This window comes from Gemmatimonadota bacterium, assembly GCA_040388625.1.
Classification (GTDB): Bacteria; Gemmatimonadota; Gemmatimonadetes; order Gemmatimonadales; family Gemmatimonadaceae; genus Fen-1247.
On sequence record JAZKBK010000004.1, the window covers coordinates 301,546 to 322,356 of the forward strand.

The 20,811-nt window shown below is 63.7% G+C and carries 20 protein-coding genes; 12 read left to right on the plus strand and 8 right to left on the minus strand.

Annotation, left to right across the window (positions count from 1 at the left end; all coding sequences use genetic code 11):
• The first annotated feature begins 46 nt into the window (after positions 1–46).
• The 6 genes from rpsF (at position 47) to V4529_09965 (ending at position 5,972) form a co-directional block, all read left to right on the plus strand.
• Positions 47–418 (plus strand): 30S ribosomal protein S6, encoded by a 372-nt coding sequence (rpsF, locus tag V4529_09940; protein MES2358646.1) that lies wholly within the window; start codon positions 47–49, stop codon positions 416–418.
• Between the two features lie 3 nt (positions 419–421).
• Positions 422–646, plus strand: a complete 225-nt coding sequence (rpsR, locus tag V4529_09945; GenBank protein ID MES2358647.1) for a 30S ribosomal protein S18 — start codon at positions 422–424, stop codon at positions 644–646.
• A gap of 19 nt (positions 647–665) precedes the next feature.
• Positions 666–1,676, plus strand: a complete 1,011-nt coding sequence (locus V4529_09950) for a DUF2232 domain-containing protein (protein MES2358648.1) — start codon at positions 666–668, stop codon at positions 1,674–1,676.
• A 43-nt stretch (positions 1,677–1,719) separates the two neighbouring features.
• Positions 1,720–2,163 (plus strand): 50S ribosomal protein L9, encoded by a 444-nt coding sequence (rplI, locus tag V4529_09955; protein ID MES2358649.1) that lies wholly within the window; start codon positions 1,720–1,722, stop codon positions 2,161–2,163.
• A 240-nt stretch (positions 2,164–2,403) separates the two neighbouring features.
• Positions 2,404–2,790: a ribosome silencing factor gene (gene rsfS, locus V4529_09960; GenBank protein MES2358650.1), complete on the plus strand. Its 387-nt coding sequence runs from the start codon at positions 2,404–2,406 to the stop codon at positions 2,788–2,790.
• Positions 2,787–5,972 carry a DPP IV N-terminal domain-containing protein gene (locus V4529_09965; protein ID MES2358651.1) on the plus strand — a complete coding sequence of 1,062 codons (3,186 nt, stop codon included), beginning with the start codon at positions 2,787–2,789 and terminating at the stop codon, positions 5,970–5,972. The genes rsfS and V4529_09965 overlap by 4 nt, the downstream gene beginning before the upstream one ends.
• Before the next feature lie 44 nt (positions 5,973–6,016).
• On the opposite strand, the gene V4529_09970 is transcribed toward V4529_09965, so the two are convergent.
• Positions 6,017–6,172, minus strand: a complete 156-nt coding sequence (locus tag V4529_09970; protein ID MES2358652.1) for a hypothetical protein — start codon at positions 6,170–6,172, stop codon at positions 6,017–6,019.
• Positions 6,173–6,188: 16 nt separating this feature from the next.
• Here V4529_09970 and V4529_09975 point away from each other — a divergent pair, with 16 nt between their 5' ends.
• From V4529_09975 to V4529_09995, 5 genes are read left to right on the plus strand one after another with little or no spacing between them, the layout of a single operon-like run.
• Complete coding sequence (locus V4529_09975) at positions 6,189–7,772, plus strand: SPOR domain-containing protein (protein ID MES2358653.1); 1,584 nt, start codon at positions 6,189–6,191, stop codon at positions 7,770–7,772.
• Positions 7,769–9,070, plus strand: a complete 1,302-nt coding sequence (locus tag V4529_09980; GenBank protein ID MES2358654.1) for a hypothetical protein — start codon at positions 7,769–7,771, stop codon at positions 9,068–9,070. Before V4529_09975 ends, V4529_09980 begins: the two co-directional genes overlap by 4 nt.
• The gene (gene smc, locus V4529_09985; protein MES2358655.1) at positions 9,071–12,610 is read left to right on the plus strand and encodes a chromosome segregation protein SMC; all 3,540 of its coding nucleotides are present in this window, start codon (positions 9,071–9,073) and stop codon (positions 12,608–12,610) included.
• A gap of 59 nt (positions 12,611–12,669) precedes the next feature.
• Positions 12,670–13,704, plus strand: coding sequence for a 3-deoxy-7-phosphoheptulonate synthase (aroF, locus tag V4529_09990; GenBank protein ID MES2358656.1), 1,035 nt, complete (start codon positions 12,670–12,672; stop codon positions 13,702–13,704).
• 25 nt (positions 13,705–13,729) lie between these two features.
• Positions 13,730–14,407 (plus strand): outer membrane lipoprotein carrier protein LolA, encoded by a 678-nt coding sequence (locus tag V4529_09995; GenBank protein MES2358657.1) that lies wholly within the window; start codon positions 13,730–13,732, stop codon positions 14,405–14,407.
• Here the strand turns inward: V4529_09995 and V4529_10000 are convergent.
• From V4529_10000 to rpmE, 7 genes are all read right to left on the minus strand, one after another.
• Entirely contained in the window at positions 14,339–15,196 is an 858-nt protein-coding gene (locus V4529_10000) for a Rossmann-like and DUF2520 domain-containing protein (protein ID MES2358658.1), read from the minus strand. The two genes, V4529_09995 and V4529_10000, sit on opposite strands and share 69 nt — an antisense overlap.
• On the minus strand, positions 15,193–16,785 hold the full coding sequence (locus tag V4529_10005) for a S41 family peptidase (protein ID MES2358659.1): 1,593 nt from the start codon (positions 16,783–16,785) through the stop codon (positions 15,193–15,195). Before V4529_10005 ends, V4529_10000 begins: the two co-directional genes overlap by 4 nt.
• Entirely contained in the window at positions 16,782–17,471 is a 690-nt protein-coding gene (gene tmk, locus V4529_10010) for a dTMP kinase (GenBank protein ID MES2358660.1), read from the minus strand. The genes V4529_10005 and tmk overlap by 4 nt, the downstream gene beginning before the upstream one ends.
• A gap of 10 nt (positions 17,472–17,481) precedes the next feature.
• Positions 17,482–17,838, minus strand: a complete 357-nt coding sequence (locus V4529_10015) for a YlbF family regulator (GenBank protein MES2358661.1) — start codon at positions 17,836–17,838, stop codon at positions 17,482–17,484.
• A 9-nt stretch (positions 17,839–17,847) separates the two neighbouring features.
• A complete protein-coding gene (gene prmC, locus V4529_10020) occupies positions 17,848–18,717 on the minus strand; it encodes a peptide chain release factor N(5)-glutamine methyltransferase (protein ID MES2358662.1) in 870 nt (289 codons plus the stop codon).
• 1 nt (position 18,718) lies between these two features.
• On the minus strand, positions 18,719–19,786 hold the full coding sequence (gene prfA / locus V4529_10025) for a peptide chain release factor 1 (GenBank protein MES2358663.1): 1,068 nt from the start codon (positions 19,784–19,786) through the stop codon (positions 18,719–18,721).
• Between the two features lie 146 nt (positions 19,787–19,932).
• Positions 19,933–20,148, minus strand: a complete 216-nt coding sequence (rpmE, locus tag V4529_10030; GenBank protein ID MES2358664.1) for a 50S ribosomal protein L31 — start codon at positions 20,146–20,148, stop codon at positions 19,933–19,935.
• Positions 20,149–20,384: 236 nt separating this feature from the next.
• Here rpmE and V4529_10035 point away from each other — a divergent pair, with 236 nt between their 5' ends.
• On the plus strand, positions 20,385–20,807 hold the full coding sequence (locus V4529_10035; GenBank protein ID MES2358665.1) for a hypothetical protein: 423 nt from the start codon (positions 20,385–20,387) through the stop codon (positions 20,805–20,807).
• Positions 20,808–20,811 lie beyond the last annotated feature (4 nt).

Below are 20,811 nucleotides of genomic sequence, written 5' to 3' on the forward strand. Positions count from 1 at the left end.
GCAACCACCCGGGGGCGGTTATGACCACAAGGAGGATTGCCAGCACATGACTCGTGAATACGAGGCGGTGTACATCTTCGATTCTGCACTCGAAGACGCCGCCATCACCGAGAAGCTGAGCCGCCATCATGGCCTGCTCAGCCTCACCGAAGACGCCAAGCTCGACATCTGGGGCCGCCGTCAGCTGGCCTACAAGATCGGCCGCCACGAGAACGGCTACTATGTCGTCGCGCGCTTCGCCGCCGACACCACGACCCTTCCCGAGTTCGAGCGCTCGCTCAAACTCGATGACGGCGTCATCCGCTATCTCATCAGCCTCTACGAGCACGAGCTCGGCGTTCCCGCCGACCGTGTCGAAGCCAACGCCGCGCGCGCCCGCGCCCTGGCGGAAGAAGAAGACGACGAGGACGAGGACTAACCCATGGCCAGACGCAACAAGAAGGTCTCACCGGTTCTGGAAGCCGGCATTCGCTTCATCGACTACAAGGACGAGCGCTTTCTCAGCCGCTTCATAACCGAGAATGGCAAGATCCTTCCCGGCCGCCTGAGCGGCGTCGATGCCCGGCATCAGCGGCAGTTGGCGCGCGCCATCAAGCGTGCTCGCTACCTCGCGCTGCTTCCGTACACGAGGAGCCAGGGCGCCTAGCCAGGCGCTCGATCGAGCTGTGTCACGTCTCCTCGCACCCGGTTGGCGGGCCGCGCTCCTGGCGCTCTTCGCCTTCCTGGTGCTCCCGGACTTCCCGAGCGCACTGCGGTCGGTGGTACCAATCACGGAAACGTGGATCCTGCTCGCTGCGACGCTCGCGGTTTGTGCGGCGCTCGGCTGGTGGAACGGTGGCGGCATCTGGCTGGCCGCCGTCGCGATCATTCTGGGTTGGTATGCCGCCACAAGCCCGGTCGGACCCGGGCCTGGCAGCTACCGATCCCTGGTACACGGATGGACGTTGCTGCTGGCGGCGTCGTTCGGCCTGGCGTCGCTGCTGACACCGGGTGACAAGTTTCTGGTAAGGGCACTGTCCGCTCTCGGAATCGCATCGGTCGTGGCGTTCGCGGTCACAATCTCGACGCCTGATGGGATTCCGTCGGTCCGGTCGGTGATGAAGACGGAGTTCAACCGGCGCACGGACGAAACCGTGGCCGTCGTGAACGACATGGCCGCCTCGCCGGTATGGCAACGTGCGGTCGAGCGCAGTCCCAGTCTCGACAGCATGGTCAAGTCCAACGAGGCTGACCTGCGTACCATCGCGAACCGCTCCGCACGTACGGTTCCGGCATTGGTGGCGCTGGAGTCGCTACTGGCTCTGGTGCTGGCGTGGGTGATCTATCACCGAGTTGCCTCGGCCGATCTCGGGCCGGCACTCGGCGCGGTAAAGCAGTTTCGCTTCAACGACCAGCTCATCTGGGGTCTGGCCGTTGGTGCAACGATCTTCTTCCTTCCGGTATTCGCGGACGGACGGGATGCTGGACTGAACTTGCTGGTGTTCTTCGGTGCCCTGTACCTCTTCCGCGGTGTCGGCGTACTGTCGTTCATGACACGCGGGAAGTGGGCTGCGACGCTCCTCATAGTCATGACGGTCTTCGCGCCGCTCATGCTCGGAGCGCTGGCGCTGGGTGTTGGTGTAGGCGATACGTGGATGGACTGGCGGACTCGCGCGAATGTGGATACGACCAGGTGATTGACGTTCAACAAGACGTTCAACAAACGGAGTTGAGGTAAACATGGAAGTCATTCTTCGGCAGGCGGTCGAGAAGCTCGGCCATACGGGCGACGTCGTGAGCGTCTCCAACGGTTACGGCCGCAACTATCTCCTCCCCCGCGGCGTCGCGTATCTCGCGACCGAGGGCAACAAGCGCAAGATCGAACAGGAGCGCCAGCGGCTCGAGTCCGCCGAAGAGGCACGCCGCGGATCGGCGCGCGAGCTCGCGGAAAAGCTGGAACAGGTATCACTCACCTTCTCCGCACGCGTCGGCGAGGAGGGCAAGCTGTTTGGCTCGGTCACGTCGAGCGATATCGCCGCTCAGCTCGCCGCTCAGGGGCTGCATGTGGAGAAGCGCCAGATCGAGCTCCACGAGCCGATCAAGGCCCTCGGCGTCTACCGCGTGGCGGTAAGACTGCACGCTGACGTGCATCCCGAGATCAAGGTCTGGGTCATCAAGCAGTAAGGGGTCGTTTCGCGGCGACGACGCTAAGCGCCTTGTGACGCAAATCGGGGGACGGACGGTCTTAACAACCCGCTGTCCCCCGCAGTCGTATTACCATACACCGATCCCTTGCCGCCGTTGGCCCCAGAATGTGATCCCAGGCTCTGCCGCTGGCGCACGAAATGCTGTTTCGTGTGTAGAATTAGCGCCGTGGAGTATACCGGCTGAAAACCGTAATCCGAATCCCGTTTCAGGAGTAGAATGGCCGCCACAACCGTTTCGACTTCCCTCGCCGCAGCGCAACGCGCAGCGGCCGTATGTGTCGACGTAAAAGCAAACGACGTAGTCATCCTGAATCTCGAAGGTGTCAGCGACATGACTGATTGCTTTCTGATTGCAAGCGGCACTTCAGACACGCACGTGCGCTCGATCGCGGAGCACGTGATGGCCGAATTGCGCAAGCAGGGAATGCGTGCGCATCACGTCGAGGGATTGAGTCAGGGGCGGTGGGTGCTTCTGGATTACGTCGATTTCCTGGTGCACATCTTTCACCCCACGTTGCGCGATTTCTACCAGCTCGAGCGGCTGTGGGGCGACGCGGAAGTCGTCCCGGTCAAGGCTGAGCAAGTCACGGAGAGCATAAAATGACTGTCGCGTCGCGGGTGTTCGGGGTGCTGGCCGCTGCTGCGATGCTGGTTTCCGCAGCACCAGCGAGCGCACAGCGTTATTTCGGGCAGAATCAGGTCAAATACCGCTACTTCCGCTGGCGTGTTCTGGAGACCGAGCACTTCCTGATTCACTACTATCCCGAAGAAAAGCTCCCGGTGCACGACGCAGCGCGCATGGCCGAGCGGTCGTACTCCCGTCTTTCGCGCCTGCTTGGGCATCAGTTCCGCGAAAAGAAGCCCATCCTGCTCTACGCTTCGCGCCAGGATTTCGGTCAGAGCAACATCAACGGTGATCTGGGCGAGGGCGTCGGCGGCGTAACGGAGCCGATGCGTCAGAGAATCGAGCTCCCGTTTACAGGCGACTACGACAGCTTCGAGCACGTGCTGACGCACGAGATGGTGCACCAGTTTCAATTCGACGTGTTTGCGGAGGGCAAAGCTGGCGCGAACATCCAGAACCTCGAGCAGGTGAATCCGCCCGGCTGGTTCATGGAGGGGATGGCCGAGTACCTGTCGCTCGGACCGAATCATCCGCTGACGACCATGTGGATCAGGAATGCAGTCGAGAACGGCAGCATGCCCACGATCAAGCAGATGACGGACGACCCGAACGACTACTTCCCGTATCGGTACGGTGAGGCGCTCTGGCGCTACATCGGCGAGCGCTGGGGCGACGGTGCGATCGGCGAGATACTGCAGAGCGTGACGACGATGGGGATCGACCGCGGCTTCGAGCACGAGCTCGGCATCACCCTTCCCCAGTTGAGCGACCAGTGGCGTGCAGCGACGCGCGAGCAGTACCTTCCGCAGCTCGCGTCGATGCAGCGCGTGCGCGACTTTGCGACTCCGCTGCTCACCCCGAAGATCACGGGGGGCTCGATCTTCATCGCGCCGGTCCTGTCACCGGACGGAAAGACCATCGCGTTTCTGTCCAACGGAAGCGTGAAGAAGGGTGAGATATTCATCGATCTGTACCTTGGCGATGCGACCACCGGCAAGCGAATAAAGCGATTGGTGAAGACGACGACCAATCCCCGGTTCGAGGAGCTGCGATTGCTGTATTCGCAGGGCTCCTTCTCGCCTGACAGCAAGAAGTTCGCGTTCACCGCACAGACGGAAGGACGTGACGTACTCTCGATCGCCGACGTCGCAACCGGTGACGTGGTACAGTACGACAAGCTTCCGCTGGACGGAGTGCTGAGTCCGTCATATTCGCCGGACGGCAAGCACATCGTCTTCAGCGGCTTTGCCGACGGAATCACGGATCTCTACATCGTCGATGTCGACGGCAAGAACCTGCGCCGTCTGACCAGCGACCGTTACGGTGACGAGATGCCATCGTGGTCACCTGACGGAACGCGCATCGCGTACGCCACGGATCGCGCGAGCACCGATCTCCCGACGCTGAAGCTGGGCAAGATGCAGATCGCCGTGTACGACCTGCAGAGCGGTACGAGCGAAGTGCTTCCGGGACAGACAGGACTCAGCATCAATCCGGTGTGGTCGCCGGACAGCAAGTCCATCGCGTACGTGTCCGATCGCAATGGAACACCCAACATCTATCTGCACGATCTCGAGTCGAATCAGGATCTGCGCGTGACGAATGTGCAGTCCGGAGTCAGCCAGTTCACCGAGACGAGTCCCGTGATGAGCTGGTCGCGCGCGACCGATCGACTCGCCTTCACTTACTTCGATCGCAACGACTTCACGGTCTGGTACATCGATCATCCGCGGCAGTATGCGACGGCGATTCCTGCGCAGCCTGCAGCTACAGTCGCCGTCGCCGGTGCGCCGACGACCGCGGTTCGCGATTCGACACCAGGTCGTCCGAGCAATGCTACGTCGACCTACAGATCCGCGAGTGGCGCGCGCCAATCGGGGACGCTGTCGGAAGCGGAGAAATCCGACAGTACCAACGTGTCGAGCGTCGCTACACTTCTGGCCGACCCTGTGACGGGAATGCCGGACACACTCACGTTCAAGGATTACCCGTATCGTGTGAGCTTCCAGCCGGATTACATATCCGGCGGCACGGTCGGTGTGTCGACTGGCGGCGGATACGGCACGCAGTATGGTGGCGGAACGACGCTCGTCTTCAGCGATCTGACTGGCGATCACCAGCTTGCGGTCGGCGGCGGTGTATACGGCCGGATCCAGGATGCGAGTCTGCTCCTGGCCTACGCCAACATGGCCCACCGCTGGCAGTACATAACTGGGGTGTCGCAGGATGTTGCGTATCTCAACACGGCCGCGCAGGTGTCACCCGATGGTTCGCAGTATCAATTCCAGTTCCTGCGTTACGTAATACGAAGCGCATCGATCACGGCGGCGTATCCGTTGAACCGGTTCCAGCGGTTCGAGCTTGGACTCGGCGCAAGCGCGATCGGGCGCGGCTTCGTTACGCAGACGTACGACTACCTCGGCAATTTCTCCCAGACCAACGGGCAGTCACTCGGCACGCTGTCCTTCCTGTCACCGAACGCGGCGTACGTTACCGACAACTCGCTGTTCGGCGTCACTGGGCCAGTAAGTGGCCGGCGCATGCGCTTCGCGGTGTCGCCCGCGATCGGCAACCTCAAGTTCATGAATTACACGGCCGACTACCGGCGATACGATCCGGTCGTGTTCAATACGCTGACATTCGCGACACGTCTCTTCTTCGATGGCTCCTACGGGCGCGACGCATTCCAGCTTCCGATCTACGTTGGCAGTCCGGACTTCGTGCGCGGGTACGACCAGTCGAGCTTCTACGGCGGCTATTCGTGTTCGTCGTTCCTCAACACGGGCAGCGTGTATGCAAACGGCTGCTCGGCGCCGCAGCTGATCGGAACGCGCGCAGTTGTGTTCAACGAGGAGCTGCGCTTCCCCATTATCCGGCGCTTCGATCTGGGAGCGCTTCCGATCGGGATACCTCCCGTCGACGGCGCACTGTTCTATGATGCGGGCCTTGCATGGAACGCGGGCCAGGCGATCCACTTCGCGCGGCCGCGCAACTTCAACCCGAATCTGGACATCGACAGATACTTCCTGCGCAGCTATGGCGGGACAATTCGCGTGAATCTGTTCAATCTCGCGATACTGAACTGGTCGATCGCACGGCCGTTGGACCGGCCGGGATATACGGGCTACAACTGGACGTTTTCGCTGGGCGTGGCTTATTAAGGGCAGGCGCGGATGTATCCGCGCCCTACCTTTGCCACCGTCGTTTACGCCTGCCGCGTGACGGTGTCGAATCCGGTCGTCGTCCATGGCCCCAACGCGTGGGAGAATCCGCGCGATGCAGGGGGGCGATGAATTGCCGGCACGAATGGCTCGGTGAGAAGCGTTTCCGCTGCTGGAACCGTCCCGAAGACGCGCTTCATCGGTTAAATTCCCGCGGTGCACAGACGGCTCTCCATCTCCTTGCTGCTTCTCTCCGCAATTGCCTGCGGCCGAGAGCGCAAAGCGAATACGGACACCGTAGGAAATGCGGCTCGCGCTGAGGCCGCCCGCGGTCCCGATCCAGTTCTGATCCGGCTGCCCCGAAAGGGCGGCACCGTCCGAGCCTACCTCTATCCGCGGCTCGATTCCGTCATCTGGACGGGCCGTACTACCTCCGTAGACCGCGTCCTGGGCTTCGACCCGGAAGGCGGCGCGCTCGCCATCGTAGACGCCAAGGGCCAGCCAGGGCGCGTGGACCTGCGGATGAGCGCATCCGCAGTTGCGACCAAGGCGCAGCTCGCTTCGTTGACCGCCCCGACGGGAACCGACATATACGGAGTCGACGACAAGGGAACGGTCATTCGACTCACCCGCTCGGGGGACTGGAAGTTCACGCCGCCCTACCCTGCGCGCGCCGTCTTCCCGCAGGCAGATGGCGGCCTCGTGATCGACGCCCAGCACGGAAACGATGCAGTTCTCTGGCTCATCCATCCGCCGGACACCAAGCTCCGCGACACAGTCACGCTTCCCATCACCATGCGCGGCGTTCACGCGCAGGTGGGTGACCGCGTTTACGTCGCGACCGATACCGCGCTCGTGGGAGTGCGTGGACGCGACCTGAGCGAGGTTCCTTCGATCCGTGTGCGCGGACACATCGTGGCGCTGGCACCGACTCCGAGCGGCGACAGAATTTACGTGGCGACGACCGGCGACTCGTCGCTCGCTGTGGTCGACCGATACACCGACAAGGTCGCGTCCACGGTTCAACTTCCCGGAGAGATCTCGGATCTCCGCATGGACGGACTGGGCCGTTACGTGATTGCGCGACCCGCGCGCGGTGATTCCGCCTGGGTTATCGCAGTCGCCACGAATCATGTGGTCGGGTCGGTGCGCACGAAGTGGACGGAAGATCTTCCGGCAACCGCTCCCGACGGCGCGATCGCGCTGAATTCCGGCCGCGACGTGATCTTCGTCGACGGCGAGACCCTGCAGGCAGTGCGCACGGTCGCCGGGGGAGCGAGCGACTTCTGGTACTTCACGTTCTGGAATGGATTCCGGCCGCGCGCCGCTGGCGTCGATCAGCCCGTTTCCTTCGCGACCGCCGACACGACGACGACTGATTCCGCACGGCGTGCGGCGGATTCGGCACATGTTGCGACGGCCGACACGGCCCCGAAACCGGCGACGGCAGCTCCAGTCGCAGCTCCAGTCGCAGCTGCAGTCGCAGCTGCAGCACAGCCCGCACAGCCGCCGCACCAGGCGGCGCACGTGCCGGCGCTTCCTGCCGCCGCTCCGCCACCCACGGCGTCGGCCGCGGCGCCGTTCACTGTCTCGTTTGCAGCGCTTCTCAACGAGAGCAAGGCACGCATACTCGCCGACAGCATCTCTGTGGGCGGTACGCGGGCTCGAGTAGTACCTTCGCAACGCGCGGGTACCACCATCTATCGCGTAGTACTTGGTCCGTATCCGAATCGCGCGGCGGCTGAGCAGATCGGCCGCGATTCAAAGAGGTCCTACTGGGTATTTCCCGGACAGCCATGATCAAGACCACGCCAGTGTCGACGCCAGTGTCCACCGACACGGGAAATCACGGAACGGGTTGGGAGGCCGCCGGCCGGCAGATTGCCCCCATGCTCGGCAGCTATTCCGCAGCCGTCGTAACCGGAACCGACGCACTCGCGGCGGCCCACGTCGCCATCGGAATCGGTCTCGCGGAAGCCGAGCACCGGCGGATCGCGATCGGTGATCTGGTTGGTGAGATCGAGCCGATTCAGGCACTCGTGACGAGCGACGATCCGCACGGCATCTCGGACAGCTTCACCTTCGGTGTGTCCCTCAACAAGATCGCGCAGCCAATCGACACCACTGGCAATCTGTTCATCATGCCAAGCGGAACGGGCAGCGTGGCCGATCCGGAGATCTATCGCAACTCGCGCTGGCAGCGGTTGGCGAACGGATTCCGCGAAGTCGGTGCACTGCTGTTGCTGGTCGCACCGGCAGACGCTCCCGGTCTCAAGGAACTGATCGACCAGCTGGATGGCGTCGTGCTGGTTGGTGCGACTCCGCTGGATTTCGCTCCGTACATAAACGTTCTGGCGCGAGTGCCGAACGCATTGCACGCGAGGCCGCGAGGCCCGGTCAAGAATCCACTGCCGATCTGGAAGATCGCGGCACTCCTGCTGCTGCTCGTGGCACTGGTCGGCGCGGGACTCTATTTCCGCTTCGCGAACGAGGCGTCCAGCACCACCAGGAAGCCTGCATTCAGGCAGCCGGCGCCGGTGGTCGTGGCGCCACCCGTCGTCGCGCCCGTAGATTCGGTTACGGTTCCCCCACCCGCGAATCCGGCGGACTCGGCCTCTGCATCCGCGTACGCTGTCGAGGTGACGGCATGGAATTCGAAGGACGACGCGAACGAGACACTCGCCCGCTTTCGTGACATTCTTCCGGCCGGCACCATTTCACCGGTACCGGTGGGACCCAATCGTGATAGATATTTCAAGCTGATCGTCGGCGCATACCCGATGAGAAACGAAGCCGACGCCGAGCTCGCCGTGCTGCGGCACAAGAACGTTACGCCGACGCCACAGCTTGGCACCGTCGTGCGCACGCCGTACGCCCTCCTGATAGACAGCTCGGCGGTTGGAAGGCCCAGCGAGCTCGTCAGGAAATATCCGGAAGCCAGAAAGTGGGGCTCGTACGTCCTGGCACAGAAGGACGGATCGCTCAAACTCTACGCGGGCGCCTTCGAGCGGCCGGAAGACGCGGCTGCATTGATGCTGACGCTGCGTGCTGAAAAGCTCACACCTACACTCGTATATCGCACAGGGAGAACACCGTAATTGCGGTTGACCAAACTCGAGCTGCACGGATTCAAGTCTTTCGCCGATCACACTGAACTGGTCTTCGAGCCAGGAGCCACGGCAATCGTGGGCCCCAACGGCTCTGGCAAGTCCAACGTGTCGGACGCCGTGCGCTGGGTATTGGGCGAGCAGCGTGCACGTACGCTGCGCGGCGGCAAGATGGAGGACGTGATCTTCCAGGGTTCTTCCGCGCGCAAGGCGGTGAACATTGCCGAAGTCTCACTGCATTTCGACAACGAGGACGGCGGCTTCAACGTTCCGTTCCGCGAGGTCGTCATCACGCGCCGGCTGAGCCGGTCCGGCGAGAGCGACTACTTCATCAACCGGTCACCGGCCAGGCTGCGCGACATTCAGGACATGGTCCGCGGCACGGGACTCGGCGCTGATTCCGGCGTCGTGATCGAATCACGCATGCTCGACGCTCTGCTCTCCGATCGTCCCGACGACCGTCGTGAGCTATTCGAGGAAGCGGCCGGCATCGGCCTCTACCGCGACCGCAAGCGCAGCACGGAGCGCCGGTTGGAGGAGACCACTGTCGATCTGGCCCGACTCGGCGATCTCCTGAACGAGAAGGAAAGCCACGTTCGCTCTCTCGCCCGTCAGCGCAAGCGCGCCGAGCGACACGCGGAGCTGACGAGTCGCCGGTTTTCGGTCGACATCACACTCGCAGCGCGCGAGATGGCGGCCTGGAGCACCGAGCTGGACGAGCTTCGCGACCGGCTCGCCGCGCTGCGTGAGTCAGCGCCGACGGAGCACGAGCGTGTGTTTGCAGCAGAAGGCGCACGCGATACCGCGCACGCCGCACGCGCGACTGCCGAGGGCGGCCGTAGCGAGCTCGCGCGCCTCGTTGCCGAGCAACGGGAGCGCGCACAACAGCTTCGTGGCGAGATCGCCGTCGCCGAAGAGCGTCGCCGCAACGCTGCCGCCCATCGCGAGCGTGCGGAAGAAGAGCGGCGCGAGCGCGGTGACACTGCGCAGCGTGTCGAGACCGAGCTGTCGGAAGCAGCCGCTTCGCGCGCTCAGCTGGAGGCGGATCTCTCCGCGCTCAGCGAGCAGCTCAGCGAGCGCGCCACCAGCGAGGAAATCGCCCGAACGGCACTCTCGGCAGCGCGCGGCGCTGTGGAGCAGGCCGAGCGGCGCGCGCGTGAGCTGCGGGAGCAGGTCCACCGTCTGACGATGGATCGCGACGCTGCAGAGCGCGAGCGACAGGATGTGCTACGTCGTCACGAGGCGATAAGGAACGAGCAGTTGCAGTTGTTCGATGCCGCCGAGCTCGTTGCGCGGGAAGTCGAGGATGCGCGCGTCGCGCTCGACGTGGCACGCGTTCGCGTGGTGGAGACCGCCGACATTCGCGACTCCGCCGAAGCCGATGTTCGAGCAGCGCGCGAGGCCGATTCTGTAGCACGCAGCGATGCACTCCGCGCGGAAGAAGCGCACGCCGCGCTGGAAGGCCGTGCACACGCACTCCAGGCACTCGAGCGCGAGCGCGTGGGCCTGGCACCCGCGGCGGCAAAATTGCTGCGCGAGCGCGGCAAGTTTGCCGACGGAGCCATCCTCGGCCCGCTCAGCGATTACATCAGTGCGGGATCCGTTCCCGCCGCGCTTATCGAGCGATATCTGGGCGCGACGGTGCATGCGGTGCTGGTGCGCGACCGCTCAGCCGCGGATACGATCCGTGCGTGGCACGTGGCCACGCAGCCGGGCCCGCTGCTGTTGCTTCCCGTCGACGCGACGTTCGCCTCGACCTCGCAGACCGCACCCGACGATCTCGCCACGCTCGTCAATGCGACCGACCCTGTCGCCGCGGGTTGGGTACGCGCGCTGCTCGGCGACGTTCGCGCGGTCGAGGAGGCCACGGCGTTCGTCGACGCGCGCGGCGCTGTATGGCTGCCAGCAAGTGTAGCTGGCCCCGGACCTCTGCGTCGTCGCGCGGAGCTCACCGATATCACGCGTGAGATGGAGACCGCCGCCGCAAACCTTCGGAACGCCGCGGCGATCGCGAGCGGTGCGCGTGAAGCGCTCGATGTTGCGATGCAGGCATCTGCGGCTGCCGCGGACGCTGCTGCCATCGCCGCGCGGGAGGCACGTCATGCGGAAGAGGGCGTGAATGAGATTCTGCGCCGTCATCAGCGTGCCACGCGTGAAGTGACCGAGGCGGATCTTGCGCTCGCCAAACTCTCCGAGCGCGCCGAGGCACTAGTGCAGCGCGCAAGGGAGATCGAGGCCGAGATCGCGCGCATCAACGATGCGGTGCATGCACATGACGCGACGCTGCTGGAGCATCGTCGTGCATTGAGCGAGGCGGAGAGCTCTCACGATCATACGCGCGAGCTGCGCACGGCGGCCCAGGTGCAGCAGGCGCAGGCGCAAGCCAGGCTGCAGGTCGTCACCGATCGCGAGCGCCGTCTTCGCGAGGAAGAGACGATGGCAATATCGCGTCTCTCCGCGCTGCAGTCGGAGCTGAGCACGCTTTCGCAGGATGATGCCGCGCTCACCTCGCAACTTGCCGACTGGGCACTCGATCTCGAAGCACGCGATGGCGTACTGCGCGATACCGAAGCCCAGTTGTCCGACGCGGAGCGCGCGGTGCGGCTCGCGGACGAGACACTATCGCAAGCCGATCATGCCCTCGATCAGGTGCGGCGGGAGGCTGCGAATATTTCCGATCAGCTTCATGCCGCGGAGTTGCGCTACACCGAGCTGTCCGGCCGCCGCACGGCGATTCGTGAGCGGCTCGAAACCGAATGGCGGCGACCGCTGGATGAGTTGATGGCCGAATGCGTCCAGCTGGAAGACGAAGACGATTCGCTGCGGGCCGAAGCCGCCGATCTCCGTGCGCAGCTCGAGTCGCTCGGCCAGGTCAATCCGCTTGCGATCGAGGAGCACCAGGAGGAGAGCAAGGCCGTCGAATTCCTGCGCCAGCAGCGTGCAGATCTGGACGAGGCGCGGGCCAAGCTGCAGCAGGCGATCCGTGAGATCGATGCGACGGCGCGAGAGCTGTTCCTCACCACGTTCGTTCAGGTGCGCGAGAACTTCCGACACATCTTCATGACGTTGTTCGGCGGCGGCGACTGCGACGTGCGTCTGCAGAATCCCGATGCGCCGCTCGACAGCGACATCGAGATCCACGCATCTCCGCGCGGCAAGAAGACGCAGCGAATCCATCTGCTCTCGAGCGGTGAGCGTGCACTGGTTGCGCTGTCCCTGCTGTTCGGCATCTTCCTCATGAAGCCGAGTCCGTTCTGTCTCATGGACGAGGTTGACGCTCCGCTCGACGACGCGAACATCGGGCGCTTCGTGCGGATGTTGAACGAGTTCAAGGCGAACACACAGTTCATCGTGATCACGCACAACCCGCGCACCACGACCGAATCGGCTGATGCAGTGTACGGTGTAACCATGCAGGAGCCCGGCGTGTCATCCATCGTCAGTGTGCGATTGCGCGGCCCTGCGGTGGAAGAGGCGATTGCCGGATCCATACCTGCCGCAAAGTCCGAGCCGGCGACGGCTGGAGTTTAATTGACTGAACGGCGCCACGCCGTGTGTGGTTCGGCGCCATACCTGAGATAGAGAGCATCATGCTTGTAGTCATGCGCCATGGCGCGCCCGCGGCGGACGTGGAGCGCGTAGTTGCGGTCATAAATGAGATGGGGTACGTCGCGCATCCGATGCCCGGTGCGCAGCGCACGGCAGTAGGACTTGTTGGCAACGATGGACGCGTCGATGCGGGTCGGATCGAAGCGTTGCCGAGTGTCGTGCGAATCATTCATGTAACGCAGCCGTACAAGCAGGTATCGCGCGAATGGCGGCCCGAGTCGACCGTAGTCACGATCGCGCCCGGCGTTTCGTTCGGCGGCAAGGATGTGCCCGTGATAGCGGGTCCATGCTCCGTTGAATCGGAAGCCCAGATCATTCGCGCTGCCGAGCTGGTGCGCGACGCCGGCGGAACGGCGCTTCGCGGCGGCGCATTCAAGCCACGCAGCTCGCCATATGCGTTTCAGGGACTCGGCGTGGAGGGCCTGAAGCTGCTCGTTCGGGCGCGCGAAGAAACCGGGCTTCCGATCGTGACCGAAGCGATGGACGATGAAGGCGCGCGACTGGTTGGAGAGCACGCCGACTGCATTCAGATAGGCGCGCGCAACATGCAGAATTATTCGCTGCTCAAGACTGTCGGAAAACTCGGCCGGCCCGTGTTGCTCAAGCGCGGAATGGCCGCGACGATCTCGGATCTCCTGCTAAGCGCCGAGTACATCCTCGCCGAGGGCAACAGCCAGGTGATTTTGTGCGAGCGTGGAGTTCGAACCTTCGATCCTGCTGTGCGCAACATGTTCGACCTCACTTCCATTCCGATGGTGCACGAGCTGTCGCACCTTCCGATCGTCGCAGATCCAAGTCATGGCACGGGACTGCGGGACATGGTGACACCGATGGCACGTGCAGCGGTCGCGGCTGGCGCGGACGGCATAATCGTGGAGATGCACCCGGAGCCGGATCGTGCACTCTCGGACGGTGCGCAGTCGCTGTATCCCAAGCAGTTCGCCGATCTCATGATCGAGCTCCGCGGTGTGGCGCTGGCAATCGGCCGTGCGCTGCCCCCTTCACCGGAACGGTAGCCGCCCGGGCGGGTACACGATAGCCATGAGATCATGCTACATCGTGTCCGCGCTCGCGCCGGCAATGCTCTGCGTTACCGCATCACTCGGAGCACAACGGCCCGAGGCAACACTGCAGCGCGCAATCGCAGCGTACGCGAACGCGGAAACGATCGCGGTTCGGTTCGATCAGACTGTAACGAACCCCCTGACTGATCGAACGTTGACGTCCAGCGGCGAACTCATGCGCCGTCGCCCTAACCGGCTCTCGATCTCGTTCGGGGGAACCAATCCAGATCGCATCGTCGCTGACGGAACGAATCTCTGGGTCTATCTCCCGAGCAGCGCGCCAGGACAGGTAATCAGGCTTCCGGCGGCCGGTGAGAGCGGAATGCTCGTCGACCCGATGGGGCAGATACTATCGGCTCCCGTGAGCAATTACGATGTCACCGACGCGGGCGCGAGCGTCGTCAGCGGCGAGGCAACACACGCGATAACGCTGACACCCAAGTCACGTACAGCTCTCTTCACAAAGGCGACTCTCTGGATCGACGACACGGACGGACTGGTCCGTCAGCTGGAATCGACCGAGCCGAGCGGACTTGTAAGGAAGATCACCGTGACGCGGTTCAGGACGAACGTCACGATCCCGCGATCAACGTTTCAGTTCACTCCGCCGCCCAACGTTCGCGTCATCGATGGTGGCGGCATGATCGGCGGTTAGGCGCGCCGCGGCGCGCGTCAGCGCGTCGTAGACTGCGAGTGACTCCGGGTCGTCGCGCAGAGCTGCACGATGGGCAGCGATTCCTTCCGCGTCGCCGCGGGCCGCGGGCCCGGTGAGAACGTTGCGCGGTGATCCATGCTCGAGATTCGATACCGCGCCAGCCATGAGCCGCTGTACCACCTGCTCCGCCGTGCGCTCCTCGACTCCAGCGTGTGTCAGAATGCGCGCGGCCAGTGCGGCGAGTACGACAGGAAAATTGGACGCCATGACGGCCGCGGCGTGGTACAACGCCTTGCCATTCGACGGAATGTTCATGGTTCTGGCGCCGATCGCGGCCGCCAGTCTGCGTGCAGCAGCGCACGCGGTCGGATCACCGTCGATCCCGACCCAACCGTCGTGTAGCGCCGCTGCGCCTCGCTCGGCGGTGGAAAATGGCGCGAGCGGGTGAAACGTCCCGCTCGGTGAGCCAGCGCCCCTGAGCTCCTCCAGGGCCGGTGGCGTAACGGTGCCGGACGTGTGAAGCACGATCGTGCCGTGCGTCATGGGGGATCCCTTTTCCCGTGCAACGAGTGCGAGCGTGTGACAGGCCTCGTTGAGCTCACTGTCCGAAACTGCCAGGATTATGACGTTGGCCTCGCTCATCACGCGCGGATACTCTCCGCTCGTGGTCGCGCCATCGCGTGGCGTTCGTGCATGCACTCCCAACACCTGCAAACCTGCACTTCTGAACGCATAGGCGAGGCCGCGCCCGACCTTGCCGGCCCCGATGATGAAGATTCGCTCGCTCACTCACTCGGTCCGGCGTGCTGCATCTCTCCTGCCCTGTGCAGCGCGTCGGCCTGCGAACGCGAAGCACCAAGCAGGCGCTCCGCTGCGATCAACACCCGGTCATCCTGTGCCTTTCTCCGGAACTCTGCTTCCGCGCCGAAGACGTACCGCGCAACTTCATACGCGAACAGGCGTGAGACCAACGGTGCCGCGTCATCGTAAGTGCTGCGGGGGACATCGACCGAGCGGGCCTGCATGCGCTTGTAGATCTCGTCGAGCATGGCCGGCGTGACGGCGAAGTCCGGCGACTTGATCGCGTTGGTTGCCTTGATCTCCAATGCGTAGCCTGTCAGCGCGTCGTGAAACCGCGACACATTCATACCCAGCGCGCGCATGAGCGCCAGATTCTCCGGCGATGCAGTGGTGTCGGCAATCGTGACATCGGGTGTAATTCCCCCGCCACCGAGAACTGTGCGGCCGCCATCCGTACGATACTTGGGACGCGCAGGCTCGGAATCGCCGTTATCCGCGGCTGAGTTCGGCGGAGGACGCGAGATGAATCGACCGAGCGGCGTGCGCCACCGAGCCGTGGTCAGGCGTACCGCGCCACCAGCCGTTACGGGGAATATGTGCTGCACGCTTCCCTTGCCGTACGTCGTCATCCCGAGCACGACCGCGCGGTCATGATCCTGCAACGCACCTGCGACAACTTCTGCAGCACTCGCCGATTTGTCGTCCACGAGTATGGCGATCGTAAGCTTTGGCCACCGCTGCGCCGCAGTATCCGTGAACACCACGTTGTCGCTGGAGTCGCGTCCCGAAGTGCTCGCGACGCGCTCGCCACGATCCAGAAAGAGATCCGCCACCGCAACGCCCTGATCCAGCAGCCCGCCAGGGTTGGAGCGCAGATCCAGCGCCAGCGAAGTCGCGCCGGCATGGACCAGCGAATCCACCGTTGCCGCGAGCTCGCGCGCCGTCGAATCGCTGAAGACGCTCAACGCAACATAGCCGACGCCGGATGGAAGCAACGCTGCGCGTTTGATCGCACTGTGATGAATCGCGGCGCGTGTAAGCTTCAGCGTCACCGGCGTCGCCGAGCCGGCATGCTGAATTGCAATCTCGACGACCGACCCTGGGACGCCACGCAACAGCTTCTGTACCTCCTCGGCTGTCCATCCGCTAACAGTCTTGCCGTCGATCTGCACGATGCGGTCGCCCGTGAGAATGCCAGCCTTCTCGCCCGGTCCGCCTGGCAACGGGTTGACGACAACGAGCGACCCGTCGCGCACGTCCACCTGCAGCCCGATGCCGGCGTAACTTCCCGACGTTCGCTCCGACAGGTTGTCCAGCCGCTCCGGCGTGAGATACGTGTCGTACGGATCATCCAGCTCGGACAACATTCCATCCAGTGCCAGCTGGTACATGCGCGTGTCGCTGACCGTGTCGACGTAGTTGTCGCGTACGATCGCACTCACCTGAGAGAACAGTCTCGTGCCGTTCACTCTGGTGGTGACGGTGCCACGCTGAAACATCCATGCACCCGCCACGAGCGCTAGCGCGAGAATCGCGGCAAGCACGATCGTCTTGGGGCGTGTCCTTCCATTACTCACTTCGCTACCTCCTGCTCCAGCGCGGCCGTCAGCTCGACGCCAAGTCGCGGCGCGTAGACCCCGATCGCAGCGACGATGCGACGAAACACATCGTCGGGTGATCCACCCGCGTCGACACTCACGATCGGACCGCACTCCGGATGGCGCCGCTGCCAGTCAGCTGTCGCGAAATCGTCGAAGGCAGCACCGACGCGCGCATGAAATTCATCGCCCAGCTGTTCCATGTAATCGTGTCCTGAACGCTTGCCCGCGCGTGCGAGGCCGTCGTTGTCAGGAAGATGAAGCACGATCGTAACAGTGGGGGCCAGGTCTCCGACCGCCAGGTGGTTTGCCGCACGCACTTCGTTCGCGGGAAGGCCGCGTCCGTGAATCTGATAGGCGTAGGTCGAGAGAAAGAACCGATCCAGCACTACCACGTTGCCGGCGACCAAAGCTGGTTGAATCTTTTCGCTCACGAGTTGTGCGCGTGACGCCATGAATAGCAGCGCCTCCGCCGTCGGAGCAATGGTACGAAATGGTCGTAACAGCACGTCGCGGATCGCCTCGCCGAGCGACGTCCCGCCCGGCTCGCGAACATGGACGCAACCCAGTCCACTACGCGTAAGCTCTGCGACAAGCCGGCGCGCCTGCGTCGTCTTGCCTACCCCTTCGGCCCCCTCGAGGACTACGAGCTCTCCGCGATTCACCGTACGTTGCTCAGCCGAGCGTGATAATGGAACTCTGTGCGCCTTTCTGGATCCCGTCGGTGATCCAGTCATTCACGTGACGCATGACCTTGTCCAGATTCTCCTGCGCAACCGCGACACGCTGATAGGACGGATTGGTCTGAACCTTGGTTAGAAGCGCGTCGAGCTGCTTCTCCATATCGTCCGTCGGCTCGTCGCCACGCTGCATCATGGCCTGCGCCTCGCGCCTGAGCCCTTCCATCTGCCGCAATAAAGCGGTGGCTTCGCCGTCCGCCGCCAGCGCTTCATTCGCACGCGTCACGGCGCGGTATTCGTCGCTCTGACCGATGATTCTGCCCAGCTCACGAGCCTTGTCTTCCAGTGCCACACGTACCTCCTAGGAGCGTCGCGCGATGACGAATCGCTCGCGCCCCGCCAGGTCCAGCCGTACGGAGATCTCGCGATATCGCGGATCGACCGCCAGCGATTCGGCGGCGAGCGACGCCCGCCGCGCATCAACTTCGAGTGCCAGGATGCCGCCCTCGTGCAACAGATCGGCGGCACCGCGGATTATCGCCACTGTGGCCGTCATTCCATCTGCGCCGCTCAACAATGCGAGCGCCGGCTCCCAATCCCGCACACCAGCCGGAAGCTCGGCGGCCTCATGATATGCAATGTAAGGGGGGTTCGAAACGATTACCGAAGCGCGCACGTCCCTCACCGGGGCAAGCAACGCTCCATGCCGAAATTCCACCGGCGCCCGTAGCGCTCCGGCCAGCCTGGACGCGTTCTGCCTGGCGACCGCCAGGGCATCCAGCGACACGTCAGTCGCCACAACCCGGTCGAAGATCCCCTCGCTCGCCAGCGAAAGAGCGATCGCACCCGAACCCGTCCCGATATCGACGGCCGTACCGCCCCCGCCGCCCGAGAGCTGCAGCACCTGCTCGACCAGCCCCTCCGTCTCCGGACGCGGGATCAGCACACGTTCGTCCACGTCCAGCGTGAGATGCCTGAACGACGCGCGGCGCACCGCATACGCAAAGGGAGCACCGGATCGCAGTCGTGCGATCGCGAGTCGCGCGGCGTGGCAAACCGAATCATCCACTGGCTCACTGCCGTTGGCACCGGGCCAGAACCGCGGTACGTCCAGCAGGGCCGCAATCACGTCCTGCGCGAGCCGCGGCGAAGTGTCGCCAAGCAGCAGCTGCAGCTCGACCGCGAGTGCGCCGACACTGCGCACATCGGTCCGCGCGGTGCCGCCGCTCATGTCACTCACCGCTCAGACGCTCCTCGACGTCGGCCATTCGCAGCGCGTCGATGAACGGCTCGATTCCGCCGTTCATGATGCTCGCGAGATCGTGCGAGGTGAGTCCAATGCGGTGATCCGTAACGCGGCTCTGCGGAAAGTTATACGTGCGAATCTTTGCCGACCGGTCGCCGGTTCCGACCTGAGTCTTGCGCATGCGTGCGCGCTCCGCTTCACGCTCGGCGAGCCGCGCGTCCAGCAATCTCGCGCGCAGCACTTCCATTCCCTTGATCTTGTTCTGCAGCTGCGACTTCTGGTCCTGCTGCGACACGACTATGCCGGATGGGATGTGCGTGATGCGCACGGCCGAGTCGGTGGTGTTAACCGACTGCCCGCCCGGTCCGGATGAGCGGAAGACATCGATGCGGAGATCCTTGTCCTCGATGCGTACATCGACTTCTTCGGCTTCCGGCAACACCGCGACAGTCGCCGCCGAAGTGTGAGTTCTTCCCTGGCTCTCGGTCACGGGGACGCGCTGCACGCGATGCACGCCGGACTCCCACCGCATCGCACCGAACGCGCCCGTCCCTATGATCTTGAAGATGACTTCCTTGACACCGCCAAGTGTGGCTTCGGAGAGCGAGATGATCTCGACGCGCCAGCGGCGAGCCTCACAGTAGCGCGTGTACATGCGCCACAGCTCCGCGGCGAACAGCGCTGCCTCGTCGCCGCCGGTACCGGCGCGGATTTCAACGATTGCCGGCCGGTCGTCGAGCGGATCTGGTGGTACGAGCGCGGGCTTGAGCTCGATCTCGATCTGCGCGATCTCATCGGTGAGCCGCTGCTCTTCCGCGTGCGCTTCCGATGCCATCTCGGGGTCGTCCGACTCTGCAAGCTCGAGCGCTTCCGCACGTTCGCGCTCTGCCCGCTCGAGACGCTGCGCAAGAGACGTGACAGTCTGAAGCTGGCGATGTTCGCGACCAAGCTCCGCCAGCAGTCTGGAATCGCGTGCGGTTGCCGGATCACTCAGCTGGGCTTCCACTTCGGCCGCGCGGGCGACGGCGGTGACGAGGCGGTCTCGAAGACTCATGGGTGGCGGACGGTCATTGTGGTGCGCTGCAAAAGATCACTCTTCAAGCTAGCGGAAGAAGGCGCGCCGCTGGATGCCGGCGCGGTTGTCGGAAACACGAAAGCCCACGACATTCGTGGGCCTTCGGTAAATCGGAACGCGAGCCGCTAAGCGGTCGCCTTCTCCTTTCGTCCGTACTTCTGACGGAAACGCTCTACGCGGCCTGCGGTATCGACCAGCTTCGCCTTGCCTGTATAGAACGGATGGCAAACGGCGCAGATGTCGGTGCTGATGTTGGCGACCGTGGAGCGTGTCTCGAACGTATTGCCGCACGCACAGTGAACCTTCGCCGTGGCGTACAGTGGATGGATGTCTGGTTTCATTGGATTGACCTCGGGTGTGGCTAGCCTCTAAAGATAATCCGGCCGGGGATCGGATGGAAGCCAGTCGGACCGCCCCGTAGTAGGGGTAGGCCCCCGTGCCTACCCCGGGCAGCGTTGTAACAATCTTTGCGTAGTTCGGTCGCGCCGAGCCTCGTCACCCCCCATGCAGCCACGCGGGCCTGCCCCTTACGGGCCCGGGGCTTGCCCATATAGCCTGATCCAACGCCGAGGATCAGATGTTCACCGGAGCTTCGCTCAGAGCCATAGCCCTCGCCGCCGTCGTTGCTGCTGCGGGCTGTGCCTCGTTACGGGGGCGGACCGAAGGTCCCACCGTCCCTGTCATCGTCCAAGTGCAGAACAATCTGCCGCTTCCAACCGACCTCACCATCTATGCTGTCACGCGATCGGGGGCCCGCACCCTGCTGGGTAGCGTCCCTCCGGCTGCGACCAGGAGCTTCACCTTCAAGCCGGTGTCGTTCTCCGAACCGTATCGCCTGCTCGCCACCCGACCGCTCCGTCGCGCGATTACGTCGGAGGTGTTTACCGTCGGGTCGGACATGACTGGAAGAATCATCTGGACCATGTCACCCAACATCATCGGATTCGAGGAAGTCGACACCGATTCCACCGCCTCGCCCGATACCGCTGGAGCGCACTGAAGCA

Coding starts and splice junctions, on each gene's coding strand:
- V4529_10035 (MES2358665.1), top strand. CDS start 20,385: ATGTTCACCGGAGCTTCGCTCAGAGCCATAGCCCTCGCCGCCGTCGTT.
- prfA (MES2358663.1), bottom strand. CDS start 19,786: ATGAGTCTTCGAGACCGCCTCGTCACCGCCGTCGCCCGCGCGGCCGAA.
- V4529_09965 (MES2358651.1), top strand. CDS start 2,787: ATGACTGTCGCGTCGCGGGTGTTCGGGGTGCTGGCCGCTGCTGCGATG.
- rpsR (MES2358647.1), top strand. CDS start 422: ATGGCCAGACGCAACAAGAAGGTCTCACCGGTTCTGGAAGCCGGCATT.
- rsfS (MES2358650.1), top strand. CDS start 2,404: ATGGCCGCCACAACCGTTTCGACTTCCCTCGCCGCAGCGCAACGCGCA.
- aroF (MES2358656.1), top strand. CDS start 12,670: ATGCTTGTAGTCATGCGCCATGGCGCGCCCGCGGCGGACGTGGAGCGC.
- V4529_09980 (MES2358654.1), top strand. CDS start 7,769: ATGATCAAGACCACGCCAGTGTCGACGCCAGTGTCCACCGACACGGGA.
- V4529_09970 (MES2358652.1), bottom strand. CDS start 6,172: ATGAAGCGCGTCTTCGGGACGGTTCCAGCAGCGGAAACGCTTCTCACC.
- rpsF (MES2358646.1), top strand. CDS start 47: ATGACTCGTGAATACGAGGCGGTGTACATCTTCGATTCTGCACTCGAA.
- prmC (MES2358662.1), bottom strand. CDS start 18,717: ATGAGCGGCGGCACCGCGCGGACCGATGTGCGCAGTGTCGGCGCACTC.
- V4529_09995 (MES2358657.1), top strand. CDS start 13,730: ATGAGATCATGCTACATCGTGTCCGCGCTCGCGCCGGCAATGCTCTGC.
- rpmE (MES2358664.1), bottom strand. CDS start 20,148: ATGAAACCAGACATCCATCCACTGTACGCCACGGCGAAGGTTCACTGT.
- rplI (MES2358649.1), top strand. CDS start 1,720: ATGGAAGTCATTCTTCGGCAGGCGGTCGAGAAGCTCGGCCATACGGGC.